At 62.7% G+C, this 22314-nt stretch carries 21 protein-coding genes; 6 read left to right on the plus strand and 15 right to left on the minus strand.

What is annotated here, in order from left to right; genetic code table 11:
- Nucleotides 1-46 precede the first annotated feature (46 nt).
- Nucleotides 47-634, plus strand: a complete 588-nt coding sequence (locus P6U24_RS22555) for a response regulator transcription factor (protein WP_407160553.1) — start codon at nt 47-49, stop codon at nt 632-634.
- Between the two features lie 202 nt (nt 635-836).
- Nucleotides 837-1226, plus strand: a complete 390-nt coding sequence (locus tag P6U24_RS22560; protein ID WP_407160554.1) for a response regulator transcription factor — start codon at nt 837-839, stop codon at nt 1224-1226.
- 52 nt (nt 1227-1278) lie between these two features.
- Here the strand turns inward: P6U24_RS22560 and P6U24_RS22565 are convergent, their stop codons facing one another.
- The 9 genes from P6U24_RS22565 to P6U24_RS22605 form a co-directional block, all read right to left on the minus strand.
- Nucleotides 1279-1848, minus strand: a complete 570-nt coding sequence (locus P6U24_RS22565; protein WP_407154698.1) for an NYN domain-containing protein — start codon at nt 1846-1848, stop codon at nt 1279-1281.
- Between the two features lie 332 nt (nt 1849-2180).
- A complete protein-coding gene (locus P6U24_RS22570) occupies nt 2181-3044 on the minus strand; it encodes a sugar phosphate isomerase/epimerase family protein (RefSeq protein ID WP_407154699.1) in 864 nt (287 codons plus the stop codon).
- Nucleotides 3044-4237: a dihydrodipicolinate synthase family protein gene (locus tag P6U24_RS22575; protein ID WP_407154700.1), complete on the minus strand. Its 1194-nt coding sequence runs from the start codon at nt 4235-4237 to the stop codon at nt 3044-3046. Before P6U24_RS22575 ends, P6U24_RS22570 begins: the two co-directional genes overlap by 1 nt.
- An 8-nt stretch (nt 4238-4245) precedes the next feature.
- Entirely contained in the window at nt 4246-5397 is a 1152-nt protein-coding gene (locus P6U24_RS22580; protein ID WP_407154701.1) for a Gfo/Idh/MocA family protein, read from the minus strand.
- Complete coding sequence (locus P6U24_RS22585) at nt 5394-6797, minus strand: hypothetical protein (protein WP_407154702.1); 1404 nt, start codon at nt 6795-6797, stop codon at nt 5394-5396. The genes P6U24_RS22580 and P6U24_RS22585 overlap by 4 nt, the downstream gene beginning before the upstream one ends.
- Before the next feature lie 2 nt (nt 6798-6799).
- Entirely contained in the window at nt 6800-7639 is an 840-nt protein-coding gene (locus tag P6U24_RS22590; RefSeq protein WP_407154703.1) for an ABC transporter ATP-binding protein, read from the minus strand.
- A 16-nt stretch (nt 7640-7655) separates the two neighbouring features.
- Nucleotides 7656-8654 (minus strand): ABC transporter substrate-binding protein, encoded by a 999-nt coding sequence (locus tag P6U24_RS22595; protein WP_407154704.1) that lies wholly within the window; start codon nt 8652-8654, stop codon nt 7656-7658.
- Between the two features lie 57 nt (nt 8655-8711).
- The gene (locus P6U24_RS22600; RefSeq protein WP_407154705.1) at nt 8712-9521 is read right to left on the minus strand and encodes an ABC transporter permease; all 810 of its coding nucleotides are present in this window, start codon (nt 9519-9521) and stop codon (nt 8712-8714) included.
- A 165-nt stretch (nt 9522-9686) separates the two neighbouring features.
- The gene (locus P6U24_RS22605) at nt 9687-10346 is read right to left on the minus strand and encodes a TetR/AcrR family transcriptional regulator (RefSeq protein ID WP_407154706.1); all 660 of its coding nucleotides are present in this window, start codon (nt 10344-10346) and stop codon (nt 9687-9689) included.
- 362 nt (nt 10347-10708) lie between these two features.
- Between P6U24_RS22605 and P6U24_RS22610 the strand changes: the two genes are divergently transcribed.
- The 4 genes from P6U24_RS22610 to P6U24_RS22625 are packed head-to-tail and all read left to right on the plus strand — an operon-like array spanning nt 10709 to nt 14317.
- Nucleotides 10709-12145 carry a sodium:solute symporter family protein gene (locus P6U24_RS22610; protein WP_407154707.1) on the plus strand — a complete coding sequence of 479 codons (1437 nt, stop codon included), beginning with the start codon at nt 10709-10711 and terminating at the stop codon, nt 12143-12145.
- A complete protein-coding gene (locus P6U24_RS22615; protein ID WP_407154708.1) occupies nt 12142-13335 on the plus strand; it encodes an exo-alpha-sialidase in 1194 nt (397 codons plus the stop codon). The genes P6U24_RS22610 and P6U24_RS22615 overlap by 4 nt, the downstream gene beginning before the upstream one ends.
- A 3-nt stretch (nt 13336-13338) precedes the next feature.
- Nucleotides 13339-14019, plus strand: coding sequence for an SDR family NAD(P)-dependent oxidoreductase (locus P6U24_RS22620; RefSeq protein ID WP_407154709.1), 681 nt, complete (start codon nt 13339-13341; stop codon nt 14017-14019).
- A gap of 10 nt (nt 14020-14029) precedes the next feature.
- Entirely contained in the window at nt 14030-14317 is a 288-nt protein-coding gene (locus P6U24_RS22625) for a hypothetical protein (protein ID WP_407154710.1), read from the plus strand.
- A 264-nt stretch (nt 14318-14581) separates the two neighbouring features.
- Here P6U24_RS22625 and P6U24_RS22630 read toward each other — a convergent pair whose 3' ends face one another.
- The 6 genes from P6U24_RS22630 to P6U24_RS22655 form a co-directional block, all read right to left on the minus strand.
- Nucleotides 14582-15289: a L,D-transpeptidase gene (locus P6U24_RS22630; protein WP_407154711.1), complete on the minus strand. Its 708-nt coding sequence runs from the start codon at nt 15287-15289 to the stop codon at nt 14582-14584.
- 548 nt (nt 15290-15837) lie between these two features.
- Nucleotides 15838-17052: an MFS transporter gene (locus tag P6U24_RS22635; protein WP_407154712.1), complete on the minus strand. Its 1215-nt coding sequence runs from the start codon at nt 17050-17052 to the stop codon at nt 15838-15840.
- Between the two features lie 48 nt (nt 17053-17100).
- On the minus strand, nt 17101-18276 hold the full coding sequence (locus P6U24_RS22640) for a Gfo/Idh/MocA family protein (protein WP_407154713.1): 1176 nt from the start codon (nt 18274-18276) through the stop codon (nt 17101-17103).
- Between the two features lie 11 nt (nt 18277-18287).
- Nucleotides 18288-19343 carry a sugar phosphate isomerase/epimerase family protein gene (locus tag P6U24_RS22645; RefSeq protein WP_407154714.1) on the minus strand — a complete coding sequence of 352 codons (1056 nt, stop codon included), beginning with the start codon at nt 19341-19343 and terminating at the stop codon, nt 18288-18290.
- Nucleotides 19344-20151: 808 nt separating this feature from the next.
- Nucleotides 20152-20535, minus strand: coding sequence for a RidA family protein (locus P6U24_RS22650; protein ID WP_407154715.1), 384 nt, complete (start codon nt 20533-20535; stop codon nt 20152-20154).
- Between the two features lie 141 nt (nt 20536-20676).
- Complete coding sequence (locus tag P6U24_RS22655; protein ID WP_407154716.1) at nt 20677-22308, minus strand: amidohydrolase family protein; 1632 nt, start codon at nt 22306-22308, stop codon at nt 20677-20679.
- Nucleotides 22309-22314: the final 6 nt, after the last annotated feature.

A 22314-nucleotide genomic window follows, 5' to 3' on the forward strand; every position in this document is an offset into this window, starting at 1 on the left:
GCCGATCACAGAATCAATCGTGTTCGTCATTGACGACGATCTCTCCATGCGCCGGGCGCTGACCAATCTCTTTCAATCGGTGGGACTGGAAGTCGGGGCGTTCGGCTCGGCCGCCGAACTCTTGAACAACAAGCTGCCCGAGGTGGCAAGCTGCCTCGTGCTCGACATCCGCTTGCCAGGACTGAGCGGCCTGGATCTGCAAAGCGAGCTCGCCAAAGCGAACATTCACATCCCCATTATCTTCATCACCGGCCACGGCGATATCCCGATGACGGTACGCGCCATGAAAGGAGGAGCGGTCGACTTCCTCACCAAGCCGTTTCGAGATCAGGACCTGCTGGATGCCGTGGTGAGCGCGATCGATAAGGATCGCAAGCGGCGGGAAGCCGAGAAGACGGTCGCGAGCCTGCAGGCGCTGTACGAGACCTTGAGCAGTCGCGAACGCGAGGTGCTCGCTTTCGTCGCCTCCGGCTTGATGAACAAGCAGATCGCGGCCGAGCTCGGCCTTGCCGAAATCACCGTCAAGATCTACCGCGGCCACATCATGAAGAAGATGCGCGCGAAGTCACTCGCCGAACTGATCAGAATGACCGAAGCGCTCGGAATTCGTCCCGCCAAGACCACGGGCACATAATCCGGATCGGCACAAGAGCGAAACCGGTTTTCCGAAATGATCGATGCGACAAAGATCGGCCTGCCGTTTCGCTTCGGCCAAATGCCGTCGCGCTCCACCGCCTTGCAAACCTAAGTATGATTTTACAATTTCAATACGACGGGTCACCATTTCTGTGGGCCGGGGAGCTTCGGCAAACCTTCCCACATTCAGGAGGGTCGTCGTGCCGGCGTCTTCGGTTATTTCGGTCATTGACGACGACGCCTCGGTCCGGGTCGCGACCAACAATCTGCTGAGATCGCGCGGCTACGTCGTGTATACCTTTGCGTCGGCCGAAGAATTCCTGCTCTCGCCGCATTTCAATCAGACGTCATGCGTGATTGCGGACGTGCAAATGTCGGCTATGAGCGGTCTGGAGCTGTTGGCGGAGATGCACGCGAAGGGCCATGATCCTCCCTTCATCTTCATCACGGCGTTCCCCGATGAAAACCTCCGCGCAAGGGCGATGAAGGCCGGAGCGATCTGCTTTCTTGCGAAGCCATTCGCCGTCCATAATCTGATCAAGTGTCTCGATATCGCGCTCGAATCGCGCAGGAGCAAAACCGAAATGTGAGATCGCGCGCCTGCTTGCGGTCTGCCCGATCTCTTCGATGTGCCATGGCGACCTAAAGCGACGCCGTCGACCGTGCTTCGCGCGGGGGCAGCCGTTCCACGATTTCGCGAGCGACTTTGGCGCGCAATTCGGCGAGGTCGATGAAGACGTCGGCTTGGCGGCGCAGCTCGTCGGCGATCATCGACGGCTGACTCGCAATGGTCGAAACCACGCTGACGCGGACGCCGCGGCGCTGTACCGCCTCGACCAGCGGACGAAAGTCGCCGTCGCCGGAAAACAGCACCATCTGGTCGATATGGTCGGCAAGCTGCATGGCATCGACGGCGAGTTCGACATCCATGCGGCCCTTCACCTTGCGGCGGCCGTTGGCGTCGATGAATTCCTTGGTCGCCTTGGTGACGACGGTATAACCATTGTAATCGAGCCAATCGACAAGCGGACGGAGCGAGGAGTATTCCTGATCCTCAAAGATGGCCGTGTAATAGAAGGCGCGCAGCAATGTGCCGCGGCCCTGAAACTCCTGCAGCAGGCGCCTGTAGTCGATATCGAAGCCGAGCGCTTTGGCCGTCGCATAGAGGTTGGCGCCATCAATGAACAGCGCGATTTTGGAGGAGGCCGTCATTATCGTTGTAACCTCTCGCCTGGACATTCGGGAAATCGAGGCAGGCAATAGGATAATGCCCACTGCACGTGGTCCCGGATAGCAACTATTCCATCGCCTGCAATCGGCCCTTCAATGCGCTGCGAGGGTAGAAGGTCAACGCGATGAGCTCAATTGTACCGAGGTAAGCATCCGGTATGGAAAGGTATGCGGGGGCTATACGAAGGTTTGGCAGCTCCTCTCCCGCGCGGGATATCCTATCGCACGCTCCAACCGCGATGGCATGTGCGGCGCACCGCGCGCGCTTGGAGGCCCGCGCACTGCAGATCATCTACACTAGCCCGAGCGGACGATCAGACGACGGTTCTATGCCGTTCGATACAGACCCGCAGCACCTCGTCCAGTGGCCTTCCCCACCAATCATTGGAGAAGATCTCGATCTCGGAATAGCCCGCGTAGCCTTGGGCCTCGACCGCGGCCCTTACCGTTCTGATATCGATGACGCCGTCGCCCATCATGCCGCGGTCGTTGAGGATGTCCGTGGTCGGGACCAGCCAGTCGCAGACGTGAAAGGCGAGGATGCGATCCCTGCCCGCACGTGCGATCTGGTCCATCAGCGCCGGGTCCCACCAGATGTGATAGACGTCGAGCGCCACGCCGATGGCACCCGAACGCGCCGGATCAAGCCGGTCGCAGATGTCGAGCGCCTGGCCCGTCGTGTTCACGCAAGCGCGGTCGGCGGCATAGGCCGGATGCAACGGCTCGATCGCGAGCGGCAGGCCCGCCTGCCCGGCATAGTCGAGCATCTCGGCGATGGCGTCCTCGACCTGAACCCGCGCCGCCGCGATATCCTTCGAAACTGTGCTGCCCGGCCTCGAATATTGCGGCAAGCCGCCGACCACCAGCACGATGCAGGTCGCGCCCAGCGCATGCGCCTCGTCGACCGCACGGCGGTTGTCGTCGCGCACCTCGCCGCGACGCGCTGCATCCGAGGTGAACATGCCACCGCGGCAATAACCTGACAGTTCGAGCCCGGCGTCGCGCACGGCGCGAACCGCACGCTCCAGCCCGACCGCGGCCACCTGATCGCGCCAGGGATCGATGGCCCGGATGCTGTGCCTCGCACAGGCGTCGATGATGGTGGCGAGATCGCCCTGCTTGCGCACCGTCGCCGTGTTCAGCGACAGCCAGCGATGATCTGAAGAGAAGTCCCGCATCACGCCTCGACACCACGCGTTGCGAGCAATGTTTTCATTCGGCGCGTTGCTTTGTCGGGGTCGGCCAGCAGCCCGGCCCTGTCGGCCAGCCGGAACAGCTCGGCCAGGTGCAGCGTGGAGCGCGCGCTCTCCTGGCCGCCGATCATGGTGAAGTGATCCTGATGGCCGTTGAGATAGGCCATGAACACGATGCCGGTCTTGTAGAAGCGGGTCGGCGCCTTGAAGATGTGGCGCGATAGCGGCACCGTCGGCCCAAGGACGTCGTGGAACCCAGCTTCGTCACCGACGGCGAGGCGCGACAATGCATAGGACGCGGCGGGCGCGATCCCGTCGAAGATGCCGAGCAGCGCATGCGAATGACCCTGCGCATCGCCCGCGATCAGTTCGGCGTAGTTGAAATCGTCACCGGTATACATCTTCACGCGCTGATCCAGCCGGCGCCGCATGTCGATCTCGCGCTGCTTGTCGAGCAGCGAGATCTTGACGCCGTCGACCTTCGCCGCGTTGGCGTTGATGATGGCGACCGCGGTCTCCATTGCCTGATCGAGATCGGCTGTTCCCCAATAGCCCGCGAGGGCCGGATCGAACATGTCGCCGAGCCAGTGGATGATCACGGGCTCGCGGACCTGCGACAACACATGATCGTACACTTTCGCATAGTCGTCGGCATTGCGGCCGAGCCTGGCGAGCGCGCGTGAGGCCATCAGGATGATCCGCCCGCCGACCTTTTCGATTGCCGCGATCTGCGCTTCATACGCGCCGATGACGTCGTCCAGCGTCTTGGCCTGGTCGACCGCAAGGTGATCGGTGCCGGCCCCGGAAAAGACCAGCGCCTCGCCGCGTTGCTTGCTCGCCGCGACCGAGCGGTTGATCAATTCCAGCGAGGTCGGCCAGTCCAGGCCCATGCCGCGCTGCGCCGTGTCCATGGCCTCGGCAACGCCGAGCCCAAGGTCCCAGATGTGCTCCCGGAAGGCGATGGTCCTGTCCCAGTCGATCGCTGCCGAGAGCCAGGGATCGCACTCGGCCAGGGGATCGGCCACCACATGCACGGCCGAGAACGCAACGCGGTTCAACCTGCCCTCAAGCTTTTCGGGGAAGCTTCGCGCCGCTGCCAGGCGATAGGTCTGCAGCGAGCGATCCGACTGCGGCAGCTTGAGCGATAGCGAGGGCGTCGGCGGCACGAGCTTATTCATCGTGAGCCTCACAGCTTGATCGGTTCAACGTCGATCCAGCGCCGCTCCCGCCAGCTCTTCAGCGCGCATTCGGCGAGTTGCACCCCCTTGGCGCCTTCGAGCAGCGTGTATTTGTACGGGGCGTCCTCGCAGACATGGCGGATGAACATCTCCCACTGTTCCTTGAAGCCGTTGTCGTAGACCACGTTATCGGGCAGCTTCTGCCAATCGGCATAGAAATCGTGCAGCCGCTTCTCGTCGGGATTCCACACCGGGCGCGGCGTCGCCTGCCGGGCCTGGATCATGCAGTCGGTGAGGCCGGCGACTGCCGAGCCCAGCGTGCCGTCGACCTGGAAGGTGACGAGGTCGTCGCGATAGACCCGCGTCGCCCAGGACATGTTGATATGGGCGATGACGCCGCCCTTGAGGCGGAACGTCGCATAGGCGGAATCGTCGGCGGTGGCGCTGTATTTCTCCCCGCGCTCATCATAGCGCTCAGGGATATCGGTGTTGCCGATGCAGACGACGCTCTCGACTTCGCCAAAGAGGTTATCGAGCACGTAGCGCCAATGGCAGACCATGTCGAGAATGATGCCGCCGCCGTCCTCGCTGCGGTAGTTCCAGGACGGCCGCTGCGCCTCTTGCCAGCCACCTTCGAACACCCAATAACCGAACTCGCCACGCACCGAGAGCATGCGGCCGAAGAAGCCGGAGTCGCGCAGGAAGGCGAGCTTCTTCAAGCCGGGCAGGAACAGCTTGTCCTGCACCGTGCCGTGCTTGATGCCCTTGGCATTGGCGAGCCGTACGACATCGACGGCCTGCTCGAAGCTGGTCGCAATAGGCTTCTCGCAATAGACGTGCTTGCCTGCTTCGATCGCGCGTCTGAGCAGCGAGGGGCGCGCCTGCGTCGTTGCCGCGTCGAAGAACACGGTGTCGTCCTTGGCCGCAAGCGCCGCGTCGAGATCAGTCGTCCAGCGCGCAATCTCGAACTGCCGCGCCAGGCGTTCGACAACCTCGGCATTGCGCCCGACCAGAATCGGGTCCGGCATCACGCGATCGCCATTGGCCAGCTTCACGCCGCCCTGGTTGCGAATGGCAACGATCGAGCGGATCAAATGCTGGTTCAACCCCATGCGGCCGGTGACGCCATTCATGATCAGGCCGAGGCGCTGTGTGGTCATGCGAAGTGCTCCTTGGAGAGTCTTGGTGTTGTCTGCTGAACCGGTGACAGGGAAGCCCAGTCGGGATGCACCGAACTGGCGAAACCTGGGACGCTTAGGGACGTGGTGAGAAGGTCACCCTCGTGGATCGCGAGATGCACACGATCGGGGCTGCTGCGATAGAGATCCGGATGCGCCGCCGCGAACGCGGCGGCTTCGCGCTCCGGCGTCTCGCCGAACCCGTCGACATAGTGGTGGCCATTGCGCTCGACGTGCTGCAGGCCGAGCCATGCGCCCAGCGCGAGATCCTGCTGCAAGGCGAGCCCCGGCTGGCAGGTCAGGTCCTCGCCGGTGACGAAGAACCTGCCGCCCTCGGCATTCCACTTGGCCGCTCGGGCAGCGTTGAGAACGGACTTGTAGAGACCCTTGCAGGATTTCGAGGAGACGCCGCGATAGCCGAGCTGGCGCGCCGCCGGGAACGCCTCGTAGCTGTCATCCGCTTCGTCGATGATGAAGTCCCGCGCTGCAAGACCGCCAAGCGGGGATTGCCGCGTCAGATCGCGCGGCATCGGCTGCTCGATATAGAGCAGCTTTGCCGCGATCGGCCGCAAGCTGTTGTCAGTCTCGACCCGATCCGCCAGGAGATGAAGCGCAGGGAGCTCGGCGTATTGCTCATTGGCGTCGAGCGTAACCATGTAGTCGTAAGGAAGGGGCGCAAGCTCCCGTCCGATGCGGCGCAGGCGCGATGTATCTGCGTCGGGATCGCCCGACAGCTTCAGCTTGAAATAGCGCGCCCCGGCGTTCTCGCTGATATCGGCGACCCCGCCCTGCCCCTCAATGCGGTCGTCGAGCCCAACTGTATGCCTGACGGCGACGCGCGCGAGCGGCTTGCGCGCAGCAAGGAAGGCGGCGACCTCGGCATCACTCAGATCTGGCGTGAGGCGCGTATCGATGCCGGCGACGTTCTCGGCCATACCGCTGAAAAAATCGATGCCTGCAGCGCGCAGCACCGCGTCCAGTAGCGCCTTGTCGAGCTCGGCGGGACCATAGGCCGCCGCAAGCGGTGGAATGTCCTCCTGCGCGCAGGCCGACAGCTGCGCACCGATGCAGGCGGCGTGCAGGGCGAACGCGGTATCGAAGCCTTCGTGCGCCAGATAGAGTTCGCGCGCGATCGCAAGCGAGCGACGCAAATCCGCAACGGTTTGCTCGGGCGAGAGCTGCGGCCGCTTATCGAACCATTTCGGCACCATCAGCTCCGCGGCGGCGCCGACGAAACGCGCGCCACCTTCGGTCTCGATCTCCACCCGCACGAGCAGCTGCGGCGTCGCTTCCACCGTCACCGCGCCAAAGCGAAACGGTCGTGCGAAGCGCACGGGCCGTTCGAAGAGAGCGATATCGCGTAAGCCGAAGCGAAGCGCCATGGTCAGTCCAGCGCTCCTTGCGTGAAGAAATGCTTGCGGATGCGCTGCACCAGCGCGGTGAATGCCGGATCTCCCATCGCCTCGAGCGATCGCGGACGCGGCAACGGCACGTCATAGATAGCGGCGATGGCGCCCGGGCGCTCCGTCATCACCAGCACCCGGTCCGCGAGGAAAACGGCCTCGGGGATCGAATGCGTGATGAGGAGCACGGTCTTGCCGGTCTCGCGCTGGATCGCCATTAGTTCGAGGTTCATACGCTCGCGCGTCAGCGCATCCAGCGCGCCGAACGGCTCGTCCATCAGCATAATCTTGGGATCGTGCACCAGCGCCCGGCAGATCGAGGCGCGCTGCTGCATGCCGCCGGAGAGCTGCCATGGCAATTTCTTCTCGAAACCTTCGAGGCCGACCAGCTTCAGGAGGTCCCTGGCCCGCGGCAGGTATTGCTCGCGCGGCAGGCGCTTCATGTCGATCGGCAGCATCACATTGGCGAGGATGTTGCGCCAAGGCAGCAGCAGCGCGTTCTGAAATACGATGCCGACATTGCCGTGCGGCCTCATCACCTTCTCCCCGCCGACCGTGATCTCACCCGTCGTCGGCGCCAAGAGGCCGGAGATCAGCTTGAGCAGCGTGGACTTGCCGCAGCCGGACGGGCCGACCACGACGAAGAACTCGCCCTCATTGATGCGAAAGTCGAGCGGCCGCAGCGACGCCACCTCGCCGTCGCGCGTCCGATAGGTCTTGGACACGCCCGACAACGTGATCTCTGGAGCGCGCGCTTCGGCGCGATCGCTCACGAGGCGCAGGCGCGCAGATTGGTCCGTCGGTCTCATCACCGGGGTCATGCCTGATTGCGGCCTCTCATGAGTCGCCTTTGGGCAGATACTCGTTGGTATAGAAAGTCTTCGGATTGTCCTTGGCCTTGGCGTCCAGCCCGCCATACTCGACCATCAAGTTGACGCTATCGGCCATGTTCTGGTCGGTGACCTGGAACGGACGCTTGCCCTTGGTTTCGCTGGTCCGATACAGCGGGATCGTCAGTTCGAAGCCTTGCGTCAGGGTTTCGAGCTTGCCGCCCTTGGGATTGGCATCCAGGATCGACTGCGCGGCCGCCTTGGGCTCCTTTTCGGCGGCTTCGACCGCCTTGGTGGTTGCCGCCATGAAGCGGCGCACCAGATCCTGATGCGATTTGACGTAGTCCGTGTTGGCGATGATGCCGGAGGAGACGAGATTGATGCCGTAATCGGCGAACTTGATCGGATAGACGTCCTTCCCTGTGGCGTCCTTGATCTTCATCGACTGGTCCATGACGTAGCCGAGCAGCGCATCCGCCTGGCCGTTGATGACGGCATTGAGCTTGGTCTGGCCGTCGCCGGCGACCGTCTGAAAATCGCTTTCCTTCAGCCCGGTCTTCTTCAGGAACAGCGGCCAGATCTGCGTCATCGAATCCGCGGGCGTGATCGCGACGGTCTTGCCCTTGAGGTCCTCGGGCTTGCGGATGTTCTTCTCGGCAAGACTCATCACCGACATCGGGCTGGTCTGCAGCAGCACCCCCGTTGCGATCACCGGGGCGCCCTTGACCGCCGCGCGCATCATCGTCGGCACGTCGACATAACCGAAGTCGGCGGTCTTCGCGGCGACCGCCTGCGTCGTCGCCGCCGAACCACGGCCTTCTTGAATCTCGAGGTCGATGCCCTCAGCAGCATAGAGGCCCTTGGCCTTGCCGTAATAGAACGGCGCATGCTCGCCATAGACGTACCAGTTCAGCATCAGCACCACCTTGTCGGCGGCCCGAGCCGGCGCGACTGCCAGCGCAGCGGAGGCGAGCACCGCGGCAACAGCTGAAATCCAGCGCATCATCTCTCTCCCTGTTCCTTGTTATTGGTTTCACCGGCCGCGCTGGCGCGGCCAAGCGCTCTACGCTGTGAAGACAATGTCCTCCCGGTGGCTGACGTGCCAGGGAATGATCAGTCGCTCGACCCGGTCGACGATCCAGAACAGGACGACGCCGAGCAGCGCCAGGATCACGAGCGCGGCAAACATCGTCGGCAGGTCGAAGGTGCCGATCGAGCGCTGCAGCACATAGCCGATCCCCGAATTAGAGCCGACGAACTCGCCGACGACGGCGCCCACAACGGCCAGCGTGACCGAGACTTTCAGGCCGGAGAAAATCGCCGGAAGGGCATGGGGCAGATTGACCGCGCGAAACACCTGCAAGCGGCTGCCCTGCATCGCGCGCGCCAAGTCGACCATGTCGGGATCGACCGACTTGAAGCCCTGCACGGCCGAGACCACGACGGGGAAGAAGCCGAGCAGGAAAGCCGAAATGACCTTCGGAATGATGCCGAAGCCAAACCAGACGACAAACAGCGGCGCGATCGCGACCTTCGGCACGGACTGCGAGAACACCAGCAGCGGATAGACATAGCTCTCCACCGTCTTCGAGCCCGCAATCAGCATGGCAACGGGAATGCCGAACGCCGCGGACAGCAGAAACCCGCAGAGGGTCGCGTAGGTCGTGGGCCACGACTGCCTGAGCAGTTCGGGCCAGTCGCTCAGCAGCACGGCTACGACATCCGCGGGCGCCGGGATCTGGTAGGCGGGAATCTGGAACAGACGGATCGTCAGATCCCAGATCACGACAATGAGGACCAGCAACAGGACCGGCCTGACCCAGGCTGCATTCACCGCCTTTGCGAAGATCGAGGGCGCCTTCGGCTCGGCCACGGCTTCACTCCCATCTGTCGTTCTTCAGTTTCTTTGTCCCGTAATTAACTCGTTGGATAAATACTGTCCAGCGACATTTGGCTCCCATGGGCTCGGCACGCTTGCTCCCGGTAATCGGCGGATCACCTGCAATGCAGCGATGTCGTGGTCTTCTTGGGAACCCGTTCAGACCGTCTGGTGCACAGGCGCGCGGGGCCGTCCGCTCTTCGCAACGTCGAACAGCGCGGCCGAACGGCCGGTCAAGGCGGCCAGCACGAGCGCAACCATGTGAGTCAGCCGTTCATCTTTTGCCGCTTGAGACAATAGATCGCGGCCGAAGATCACGCTGAGCGTCGCGCTGTTCGACAGATAGAAGAAGCTCAGCGCGGCGATCGAGATGTAGAGCTGGACCGGATCGACCGCGACCTTGAAGTCACCGCTCTCGAGCCCGCGCCGCACCACGGTCCGGATCATCTCGACGAATGGAGAATGCAGGGACTTCACCTTGGTCGAGCGCTTGAGATATTTCGCGCGCGCCAGGTTCTCGGTTTGCAGCAGCGCCAGGAACTCCGGATTGCGCAGGAAGTAGTTCCAGGTGAATTCGATCAGGCGTCTGATTGCCTCGGGCGGAGCGAGGTGCTCGAGATCGAGCCCCCTCTCCTCGCTCCTGATCTTCTCGTACGCGCCCTCCAGGACGGCGAGATAAAGCTCATCCTTCTTGCCGACATGGTAATAGAGCATGCGCTTGTTGGCGCCGGCCTTGGCGGCGATGCGATCGACCCGCGCGCCGGCCAGGCCGTGAGCGGCGAACTCCTGCTTTGCCGCCTCCAGAATGCGCAGGCGCATCCCCTCGGGGTCGCGCTGCCACTTCAGACTTCGCTTTGCCGCCAATGCCGTTGCCCGCCGTGAAACGAATCATCTAGCACGGCGCGGTGACGCCCGTAACGGCAATTCATCCGGCATCGCGGCCCGGCAAATGCGAGAACATCCCGCGGGCTGTCGCCATGGAGACCGCGGATCGCGTGCACCTTGCCTGCTATGGCCCGGTGATGCTCGCCGATTCGGGCAGCGTTCCACGTAGACCCACGCGCTTGACTGGCGGGCAGCGGGAAGGTCTAATATCCGTTAACAACAATTGTTCGCGTTCCGATCAATAAAAGAAGCCCGCGGGCGTCTTCGCACCGCTGCCGCATCATGAGAGGAAACACATGCAAGCTATCCTCAATGGCGAAAGCACGCTCGTCGTCGCGATGATCGTCGCCTATATCGCCTTCACGTCGTGGCTGACGATCAAGCTGCGCAGCAGGACGAATGATCAATTCATGACCGGTGCTCGCGCCATGCCGGCGGTTGTCGTCGGCATCCTGATGATGTCCGAGTTCATTGGGGCCAAGTCGACGGTCGGCACCGCGCAGGAGGCGTTCCAGTCCGGCATGGCGGCCGGGTGGGCCGTGCTCGGCGCCTCGATCGGCTTTCTGCTATTCGGGCTTTTGATGGTGAAGAAGCTCTACAATTCCGGCGAATACACCATCTCCGCGGCGATCGCGCAGAAATACGGCAAGTCGACCATGCTCACGGTGTCGGTGATCATGATCTATGCGCTGCTGCTCGTGAACGTCGGCAACTATGTCAGCGGCGCAGCGGCGATTGCCACCGCGCTGCATGTCAGCCTGCCGGTCGCGATGTGCATCATCGCAGTGGTCAGCACGTTCTACTACGTGTTCGGCGGGCTGAAGGGCGTCGCCTGGGTCACGATCCTGCACAGCGCTGTCAAGGTGATCGGCATCGTCATCATCTTCGCGGTCGCGATGTCGCTGACCGGCGGTATCGCACCGATTCAGGCCAAGCTGCCGGCCTATTATTTCACCTGGGACGGCAAGATCGGATTTGCGACCATCTTTGCATGGACCTTCGGGACGGTCGGCGCGATCTTCTCCACGCAGTTCATCGTGCAGGCGATCTCCTCGACGCCGAGCGCGCAGGATGCCCGCAAGGCGACGTTCTATGCAGCAGCACTCTGTCTTCCGCTCGGCTTCCTGCTCGCTCTGATCGGTGTCGCGGCGAAGTTTCTCTATCCGGACATGAAGAGCCTGTACGCGCTGCCGGTGTTCCTGGAAAAGATGCCGCCGCTGGCCTCCGCCTTCGTGACGACGTCGCTGGTTGCCTCGATCTTCGTCAGCGTCTGCACGGTCGCGCTTGCGATCGCCTCGCTGGTGGTGCGCGATTTCTACGTGCCCTACTGGAAGCCGACGGCGGAACGCGAGCTGAAGATGACGCGCCTGTTCTCAGTGCTGATCGGCGTCGTGCCGCTGGTGTTCGTGTTCTTCATTCCGGAGATCCTCAAACTATCGTTCTTTACCCGCGCATTGCGGCTGTCGATCACCCTCGTCGCGATGATGGGCTTCTATCTGCCGATGTTCGTCAGCAACCGCGGAGCCACCGCGGGCCTGATCGGCGCGGCGATTTCGACCACGGTCTGGTACCTGCTCGGAAATCCCTTTGATATCGACAACATGTACATCGCCGCGGTGACGCCGCTGATCGTCATGGTGATCGAGCGGCTCGCGCTCGGCCCCGCCTCTGCCGGCCATGCCGCGCCTGCCGCCGCGCAACCGAACGCTTTCGCGGAAAGGACCTCGACATGACCGGCGCAATCGACATTGCGGCCGACGGCGTCATGCGTCAGATCGCCGGCGATCCCGACCGGTTCGACGCCTTCATTCCATCGCCGTGCGTGCAGAACCACGCGGCCAATCTGATGCCGCTTGCCAATGGCGATCTCGGCTGCGTCTGGTTCGGCGGCACGCAAGAGGGCATGTCGGACATCTCGGTCTGGTTCTCGCGCCTGCCCCGCGGTTCGACGCAATGGTCGCCGGCCGAAAAGCTGTCCGACGACTCCAGGCGTTCCGAGCAGAATCCGGTGCTATTCCCTGCACCTGACGGCAAATTGTGGCTGATGTGGACAGCGCAGATCGCAGGAAACCAGGACACCGCTTTCGTCCGTCGGCGCCTCTCCCGCGACAACGGCCGGAGCTGGGGTCCGATCGAGACTCTGTTCCCTGAGCAGCGCGGCCGCGGCACTTTCATTCGGCAGCCGATCGTGGTGCTCGACAATGGCGACTGGCTCCTGCCGGTGTTCTATTGTCACAGCCTGCCGGGACGGAAATGGAACGGCGATGAGGATACCAGCGCCGTAAAAATCTCCTCCGATGCCGGAGTGACCTGGCGAGACGTCGAGGTCCCCGGAAGCCGCGGCTGTGTGCATATGTGCATCGAGCGGCTCGGCGACGGCTCGCTGCTCGCGCTGTTTCGCAGCCGCTGGGCAGACAATATCCATGAGAGCCGGTCCAAGGATCACGGCCGCACCTGGTCGGCACCGGTTGCCACCGCGCTTCCTAACAACAACTCCTCGATCCAGTTCACGCGTCTTGCCAACCGACACCTCGCGCTGGTCTTCAATGACTCCAGCGCCAAGACCGCAACCGAGCGCCGCCTCTCGCTCTACGACGAGATCGAAGACGACCTGCCGCCCGTGATCGCCGACGACGGCAGCAAGGCGGATGGGCGCACAGCCTTCTGGGGCGCACCGCGGGCCCCGATGACGCTGGCTGTCTCCACCGACGATGGACGCAGCTGGACAAAGCGCGACGTCGAGATCGGCGACGGATATTGCCTGACCAACAATTCGCGCGACCAAACCAACCGCGAGCTGTCGTACCCGTCCATCAAGCAGACAGCGGACGGCGCGCTCCACATGGCGTTCACCTTCCATCGCCGGGCCATCAAGCACGTGCGCGTCACCGAGCCATGGGTCACCTCCAAGGCTGCGGGCTAGGATATGGCGGCAAAGCTCCACGCCCTGGTCACGGGCGCGAGCTCAGGGATCGGCGCAGCGATCGCTGTGCGCCTGCTCGCCGACGGCTGGCGTGTGACGGGTGTCAGCCGCCGTCGTGGGGCTTTCGCGCACCCAGCTTTCGAGCATCTTTCGCTCGATCTGAACGACACCGATGCCGTCGCGGAAGCAGTTGCAAACGTTGACGCGACCGCACTTATCCATGCCGCGGGCGTTCTGAAGGTCGGTAGGCTCGGCGCGCTCGACCATGAGGACGGCGCCGCGATGTGGCGGCTGCATGTCGACGCGGCCGAACGCCTTGCGAATACACTCGCACCGCGTCTGCCGCAGGGCGGGCGCATCGTCTTCGTCGGCAGCCGCACGGCCTCCGGCGCACCCGGTCGGGGACAATACGCCGCGACCAAAGCGGCGCTGGCCGCGTTGGCGCGGTCCTGGGCACTCGAGCTTGCGCCACGCGGCATCACGGTCAACGTCGTCGCGCCTGCCGCAACGGAAACGCCGATGCTGAAGGCTCCGGCGCGCGCCAGTGTCGCACCCAAGCTGCCGCCCATCGGCCGATACGTTCAGCCAGCGGAAGTTGCCTCCGCGGTGGCGTTCCTGCTGTCGACCGAGGCGGCCGCGATAACGGGGCAGCAGCTGGTCATCTGTGGCGGGACCTCGCTCTGAGCTGGTGCCTTTGACGGCCCTCGGCAGGAAGCAACTCCAGGTCGCCATCCAACTCGCCAGGGGGCAGACTTCAGTGCTGGCCGGAGGGTGCAACATCTCCCCGCGGATCATCCATCAAGTATTGCCGGCGATCATGAAAAAGCTCGGCATGGACGAGAAAGATTTCGTTCTGGATAGGACTGAGCTCTACATCAAGGAATCATCGTCGGCGGACGACGACGATGATGGGACTCATGGCGATGGCGGCACTGAAGCAGCCGCCGACGACGTCGAGCGGCGCCCTGAGGACTATACTTGATTGATAGCAACCGGCGTGGTGAGATTTCAACGTCAAGTACAGGGTCGCTTCCCTCTTCCAAAATAGACACTATCGGTCGGGCTGAAGGGCGCCCCGGAGTTACCTCCAAGGTAACTTGTCAGAGCGGCCAATCTTGGCTACCAGCGCGGCGAGTTTGAGCTGACGGGCCTGAATTTGATGTGGCCCCATTTAGTCTAACGCAACGGCCCCGGTCTTTGCCCTGCCTATGCTTGCGGCGCCTGGACCGGCAGCCGACGCCGTTGCCTATGCCGGCAGCACGATCACCTTCGTTTTGACGGGCGTTCGCGAATAGAGGTCGATCATGTCCTGACTGAGGAGGCCGGTGCAGCCGCTCGTAATGCCGTTCCCGATCGTTTCGGGGTCGCTGGTGCTATAGATCGTGTAAAGCGTGTACACCCCATTTTGATAGAGGTAGAGCACGCGGGCACCAAGTGGATTGTCGAGACCTCCCGGCATACCGCGAGCATATTTGGCGGCCTCCGGCTGGCGCGCGATCATCTCCTTGGGTGGCGTCCAGGTAGGCCATTCGGCTTTGCGCCCGACATAAGCCTCCCCGCTCCACCGAAACCCATCGCGGCCGACATTGGCACCATAGCGGGTCGCGTTTCCCTCGCCTTCGATGCGGTAAACATAGTATTTGCTGGGATCAATGATAATCGTCCCGGGCGCCTCATTGCTGTCGTAGCGCACTGTCTTGCGAAAATATTTCGGATTGATCTTGCTAATATCGACCGCAGGGATCGGGAATTTCTCGTCGGGCACGGGCCCGTAGACTTTCTGCGCCTCGGCCAGACTCATGTAGTCGGATGCGCAACCGGCCAGGCCCAGTGCGGCGAGACCGGTAGCGGAGCCGAACAGAAAGGCCCGGCGATTGAGAAGCCGCGACCGAAGCCCGGTCAGAGCCCCCTCGCCCATCGCGTCGGCGTCGGCAATTCCACGGTCCATGATCATGATTTCCCCTTGTCCCGTTGTACAGCCGGAGAAGACTTTGGCATACATCAGGAGGAGGAGAAAGCGGAATGGTCATGATGTCGTGGAACCGAATAATTTTCCGCTCCGATTGCTGATTGTCGAACGATCGCAACCAAGCGCTCGATTGCGCTCGCAATATCGCGGTCCTGATTCACTCCCAACCCTTGAGAGAATCGCGATGACAAAGGCAATGGGAGACGTGTTGCGAACCTGACCGCCCAGACATCCAGCCAAGTTATGCATTGCGAACGGCTCCCGCTGCTGCACGGTGTAAGCCTTGCCTGAACTCCGAGCGGCCAGCTTTTTCGTACAATCGGGCGCCGCCGGGCGCCCGCCGGCTGCAATCGGCGAACTCCGCCGCAACGGTTCCTTTAGACCAGCGGTCCCTCGATCTGAGTTAGAATCTCGCCCGAAACGTATGATCCAAACCGTGCGATCCGGCTGCACGCCGTAAGTTTCGCTGAGCTTATGGATCCAGCAGCCCCTCTGACGGACGACTCTAATCCGGCAACTCCGTAAGGTTTGCATTACATGCCAGCAATAGACCCATCGCTCGTATCGGCTAATCCAAGCGAGGCCACGGGGAGTGCTAGAGCACAGAGTACTGCCATGGCAAAGAATCCGGCGCCGGTATATGAGGCGTACAGAGCACCGGATAAAAAAGTCAGCGCCGCAGTCATTAAGCCCGAGCCAAGCGCGTAGAAAGCTTGCGCAGTTGCAGCGGCGCTTCTCGGGATCAGATCACCGAATATACGCATGCACGCCAGATGAAGCAAAGCGAAGGTCAATCCATGTAACGGTTGTATCAAAGCAAGCGCCCAGGTTGAGGTCGTCAGTCCCGCAACACACCAACGCAGGATTCCGGCTCCCGCCGACAATATAGCCGCATCGCGGGCTCCAAAACGATCGAGGAATGCCGGACCGATGAATAAGAACACGAACACCTCCGCGATGACAGCTTCCGACCACAAGAAGCTGACCGCCGAAGGGCTCATGCCGGCATCGGTCCATCGGATCGCAGCAAATGCGTCATGCATCGCGTGGCTGCCATAGACCAGAGCTGATACCAAGATCACAGCTCGAAACCGCGGGATCGCAAGTAGCGCACCGAGGTCCAGCACGAGGGAAGATGGCACAGGCTGCCGTGCGGCTCGACCGGCCGCACCAGGCACCAATGCCGTGGCACCGGCGGCCGTGATCAGCAGGGCGGCGTTCGCCCATGCGATGACAGAGTAATCGGGCGGGCTAATGAGCTGCCCAACCCCCAAGGTCCCCAGTATGAAAGCCGCCGAGGCCGAGCCTCTTATCCAGCCGTACTCAAAGCGCCTTCCCGCAATCTTCGGCCGCGCCACATTGACGGACAATGCATCTGCGATCGAGGTCGTAGGAGCAAGAGCAGCGGCCTGGGCCAATGCGATGGCAAACAACAACAGGAAACTATCGGCCCAGATCAATGCGAGCGCTGCCGCGGCCGCCAAGCCAGTACAGCTTGCGAGCACGAGGCGCAGCGCTCCGACTCGGTCAGCGACGGTCGCCACCAATGGTCCTGCGACAAGCCGCGCCAGCATGGCAGCCGCCAAGAGCAATCCGATCTGCTGGGAAGCCAGAGTCTTCGTTTCGAAAAACTTTGACCAGAACGGAGATGCGACACCGAACGCTGCGTACAGGGCTACGTAAAGCAGAACATAAGCGACTGGTTCAGGCATGCGCACCGGCTTGAGCCCTGAGATGTTTGGCAGCACCTTCGTCGCCGCAAGACGACCCGAATGACGGGCTTATGAGTTCGGAAGTCAGGTCATTTGAATCCAGGCACCGCCCCGTTCCGACGACTTCACCGCGGCATCGATGAACTTCATGCCTGACAGCCCATCCTCGACCGTCGGGAAGATGACCTCGCGGTCCGGCTTTTCGCCGGCCCTTGCTGCGCGGATGGCGCGCGCTGCCTCGGCATAGATCGTTGCGAATCCTTCAAGATAGCCTTCGGGATGGCCGGAGGGAATGCGGGTGACCCGGCCCGCCTCGCTGAAGGCGCCCGCCCCGCCGCGGGTCAGGAGTTGCTTGGGGCGCCCGTACGGCGTGAACCAGAGCTGGTTCGGATTCTCCTGCGCCCATTCCAGGCCCGCTTTGCTGCCGTAGATCCGCAGCGTAAGGCCGTTCTCATTGCCTACGGCAACCTGGCTCGCCCACAGCATGCCCTTGGCGCCGCCCTTCCACTTGAGGAGGATCTGGACATCGTCATCGAGACGCCGTCCCTCGACGAAGGTCGAGAGCTGGGCGAGCAGCTTGTCGAGTTCGAGCCCCGTGACGAAGCAGGCGAGATGATAGGCGTGAGTGCCGATGTCGCCGATGCACCCGCCGAGGCCGGAACGGGCGGGATCGGTTCGCCACGCTGCCTGTTTCTGGCCGCTGACCTCCAATCGCTCGGTCAACCAGTCCTGCAGATACTCGGCCTGGACGAGACGGATGTCGCCGAGATCGCCGTTCGCGACCATGGCCCGGGCCTGTCGGACCATCGGATAACCCGTGTAATTGTGTGTGACCACGAAGATCTTGCCCGTCCCCCTGACCAGGGTCACCAGCTCTTCGGCCTCGGCAACGGTCGTCGTCAGTGGCTTATCGCAAATCACATGAATGCCGGCGTTCAAGAACGCCTTCGCGACCGGACTGTGCATGTGGTTGGGTGTCACGATCGAGACCGCCTCGATGCCATCCGCTCGCGCGGCTTCCGCCTTCGCCATCTCCTCGAACGAGCCATAGGCGCGGTCGTCGGCGATGCCTAGCTCCTTCGCAGAGGCCTTGGCTCGCGCCGGATCCGACGCGAGCGCGCCGGCCACGAGTTCGAACTGGTCGTCGATACGGGCGGCAATCCGGTGCACGGCGCCGATGAAGGCCCCCTGGCCGCCGCCGACCATGCCGAGCCGGATACGCCCATGGTCGCTTGCTTCCTTGCCTGCTTCGATAGTCATTTTTTCCTCGCTCACGATAGGCCCAGCATGCTGCGGTTCGCCGTGTGGTCGGCGCCTGAGCTCGCGAAATCGTCGAAGGCTTGCTCGGTGACGCGGATGATATGGCTCTTGATGAACCCGGCGCCCTCGCGTGCGCCCTGTTCGGGATGCTTGAGCGCACACTCCCATTCGAGCACCGCCCAGCTGCCGTAGCCATATTGCGTGAGCTTCGAGAAGATCGCGCCGAAATCGACTTGACCATCTCCAAGCGAGCGGAAGCGGCCAGCACGATCGACCCAGCTTTGAAACCCGCCGTAGACGCCCTGGCGGCCCGTCGGGTTGAACTCGGCGTCCTTCACGTGGAAGGCCCTGATGCGCTCGTGATAAATGTCGATGTAGTCGAGATAATCGAGCTGCTGCAAAACGAAATGAGACGGATCATAGAGCAGATTCGCACGCTTATGGTTCTGCACCCGCTCCAAGAACATCTCGTAGGAGATGCCGTCGTGAAGGTCCTCGCCTGGATGAATCTCATAGGCGAGATCGACACCGTGTTCGTCGGCATAGTCGAGGATCGGGCGCCAGCGCCTGGCGAGCTCCTCGAAAGCGGTCTCGATAAGACCGGCCGGACGCTGCGGCCAAGGATAGACATAGGGCCAAGCAAGTGCACCGGAGAACGTCGCTTGTGCAGTGAGTCCGAGCCGCCTCGAGGCCAAGATCGCACGCTTCACCTGGTCGACGGCCCAGTCGGTGCGGGCCTTGGCGTTGCCACGCACTTGCGGCGTTGCGAAGCCGTCGAATGCGACGTCATAGGCCGGGTGAACGGCAACCAGCTGGCCCTGCAGATGGGTCGAGAGCTCGGTGATCGTAAGGCCGTGGCCGGCCGCGATCCCCTTCACCTCGTCGGCGTAGTCCTGCGACTCCGATGCCTTATTGAGGTCGAAGAGCCGCCCATCCCATGTCGGGATCTGAACCCCCTCGTAGCCAAGCGAAGCGGCCCATCCGCAGATCGAGTCGAAGGAGTTGAATGGCGCCACATCCGCAGCGAACTGAGCGAGGAATATCGCCGGTCCCTTGATCATCTTCATCGCATAGTTCCTTCTACCCTGGACGCTCCAGCTGGGCGCCCGCCGAGTTCGACACCTTCGAGCCCCCGGCCACCGCCAAGGGCGCGGAAGGCGTCGCTGAGGATTTTGCCTTTCCAGTGCGGATTGACAAGGTGCGGCTGCCCAGAGCGACTGCTGTGATTGTCGAGCGATTGCTACAAACGCATGCGCCCCGGCCTGGATCCGGCATTGACGACGCTACGTCCCGAAGCCTAGCTGATCGAAGTAAGAATGCCCGCGCTAAGGGCGATCCACGTCTCCAGTCCGAACAGGCGCCTTGTCAGGCTTCCGGCTGTCAGTTTTTCCAAATCGAGAAAGGTGGCGGCAAGGGGTCCCCCGGGTCACTGGTTTTTCGAAGGCGACACCGGGTCTTATAAGGCCAAAACTAGCAGTCCGTTGATCTATTCAGGGTGCTGCAGAGCCGTTTGGGGGACGAACGACACCGTCACGACCATCTCCGGCGGGAAGCGCCTCCTGAACCGAAAAGAACCCCAACTCTGGGTGTACGGACTGGTCGGTGACGCTGTGCCCGACAGAGCGGTCACCATGTCGCACCTTTGCTCTTTGAATGCCGGTAGCGAGCCACTCTCGCAGTGCAGGAGCGCCGTCCATGTTGCGCTTAGTTGTTCGCCCCGCCCAGCTTTGAAAAATGCGGGTCGAACCGACAGATCAACCGATAAGAAGCTCGCGGCATCTGGATGACCTTTGCCGGGAGATCACCACCACGACCTCTGCCGTGGTGGCCCAGTCGCCGCTTAAGGACCAACGCAAGTCCGGGCGCCGCTGTCGTTCACGCGCGATAGGCAACGCAATCGATTTCCACCTTGCAGTCCACGACCATGCTCGAAACCACGCAGGCCCGCGCCGGCGGATGGGCGCCGAAATATTCGGCAAAGACCTTGTTGAAGCTTGGAAAATCTCTGGGATCGTCGAGCCAGACGCCGCAGCGCACGACATCCTTGGCTTCGTAGCCGGCCTCCGCCAGGATGGCGAGCAGGTTGCGGATCGCCTTGTGCGATTGCGGGATGATGCCGCCCTCAATCACTTCGCCGTTTTCCATTGGCGTCTGCCCGGAGACGTACAGCCAGCCGCCGGCCTCCACTGCACGGGCAAAAGGAAGGTGCTGGCCGCCGGTGCCGGTGCCGCCGGCCGCGCCATATCGTTTCAGCGTCATTGCGTATCTTCCTCTGTGCGATAATCAGGTCAGAATTTGTGGTGCGCGCTTGGCTGTCCTGGACACTCGCTTTTCCGCGTGCGAGCCAGGCGAATTTCGGATTCGGTATGTTGAAGAGCCGAGCGATTGTTGATGGTGTTGTCATCCGGCGATCACAGCCCGGCCGGGGCGCGCGAAGGTACTGCGCCCTTCCGCGACCACGGCCTCGCCAGCAACGAACACCGAACGGATGCCTGCCGGAATTTCGGTCGGTGCTTCGAACGTCGCGTTGTCGATAATGGTATCGTCGAACAGAGCCAGATCCGCGATCATGTCCGGTCGCAGGATGCCGCGGTCGCTAAGACCGAAGCGCTGGGCGGGCATCGCGGTCATCCGTCGCACGGCATCTTCCAAAGACAGCCAGCCTTGCTCGCGTGTCAAGCGCCCTGCAACGCGCGGAAAACTGCCATAAGCACGCGGATGCGGCTTGGTACCCGGACGCGGAATGCCGTCGGAGCCGACCATGTGCAGGCGATGGGTGAAGGCGGCACGCAGGTCGGCCTCATCGAGCTGGAACATGATGATGCCGGTCTGGCCCTGGTCTTCCTCGATGCACCGGACCATGAGATCGAATGGCGAGATACCGAGCTCGCGCGCGGCGTCGACCATCGACTTCCCCTCAAGGGGCTTCAGTGCGGGATTGCCGGTGCCGGAAATTCGCACGTTGTGCCAGCCGATCAGCACGATCTTGGACTGCGCGGCATGGGGATCGGGATCGCCTTCCTCGACCAGCACGCGAAGCGCCTCGCGCTTCGCCGCATCGCGCAGCCGCGCGCGCAGAGCGTCGATGCCACCCTCGAGCGCAGCCGGCGGCAGCAATTGCAGCATGTAGGAACTGCCGGCAGGATAAGGATACATGTCGAACGAGACGTCGATCCCCTCTGCTCGCGCCGCCTCGAGCCGGTCGAGGGCTTTGGGAATGGCGCCCCAGTTCGGCTTTCCGGCTGATTGCAGATGCGACAACAGCCCGGCCGCGCCAGAGGCGCGCAAGATCGCGATGAACTCGTCGATCGATTTCAGCAGGTCCGCTTCGTAGCTGCGGATATGCGCCGTGAGCAGCTTGCCGTGCGCGCGCACGGTCGCAGCCAGCGCACACAGTTCATTCGTGTCGGCAAAGGCGCTTGGCGGATAGACGAGGCCGAGCGACAGGCCGGCCGCGCCCTGCCTGAGCTGCTGCGCAAGCAGCGCCTGCATAGCCCGGACCTCCTGGTCGGTCGCCGCGCGGCGTTCGTAACCCAGAACGGCGAGCCGAATTGCGGCGTGTCCGACCAGGGAGACGAGGTTGAGCGCTATGCCCGGCCCTTCCAAGGCCTGCCGGTAGCCCTCGAAACTGTCGAAGACCTCGTTCGCCCGGGTCTCGCCGGCGAGTCCGGAGAAATGCTGGCGCAGCATCTCTGCGGAGTTCGGCGTTGCCGGATAGAGCGAGAAGCAGCAATTGCCGACCACGAGCGTGGTCACACCCTGCAGGGCCTTCTCGGGCCGGTCCGGCTCGCGCAGGCAGATCAGGTCATCGTGGCAGTGGGCGTCGATAAAGCCGGGCGTAAGGTAGCACCCACGCGCGTCGATGACCTCGGCTCCATCCGCAGGCAGGGAGGCGCCGATCGCCGCGATTCGGCTGCCGCTGATGCGCAGATCGGCCTCGAACCACGGCGCGCCGGTGCCGTCGATCAGCCGCGCATTGCGGATGAGGACATCCTTGCCTTGGTTCGGATCTCGATTTGTGTCTTGGGGCATGCCCCC

This window comes from Bradyrhizobium sp. STM 3557, assembly GCF_045571465.1.
Classification (GTDB): domain Bacteria; phylum Pseudomonadota; class Alphaproteobacteria; order Rhizobiales; family Xanthobacteraceae; genus Bradyrhizobium.